This window comes from Alkalibacterium sp. m-11, from assembly GCF_054658155.1.
The window spans coordinates 1-255 of record NZ_BAAGIR010000499.1 but is presented as its reverse complement, the minus strand read 5'-3'; the positions used below and the strand labels follow the sequence as shown (position 1 = coordinate 255).

At 43.1% G+C, this 255-nt stretch carries 1 protein-coding gene; it reads right to left on the bottom strand.

The annotated features are described in order from the left end of the window. On the bottom strand, positions 1 to 255 hold a 255-nt coding region (locus tag ACYQ2O_RS13325; RefSeq protein WP_459796841.1), incomplete at both ends, for a transposase zinc-binding domain-containing protein.

Below are 255 nucleotides of genomic sequence, written 5' to 3'. Positions count from 1 at the left end.
CTAACGATTCGAACCATTCATTCAAAAGCCGTCCGGCTTCGTCCATTAAGCCTTTTAATAGTTTTTTCCGATAATGACTAGTGAAAATGGGACGAAGCCCTTCATCAATGGTTAAAATCACATGGCGATGAATACTACGGTACATGTCGTTTGATTGAATATCTGCCCATTTCTGTGCTTCTCCAACTGCGCAGGTGGGACAGAATTTCCCTTTACACCGAATCGGAACATGCTTAACATTTGGGCAAGCCTCAC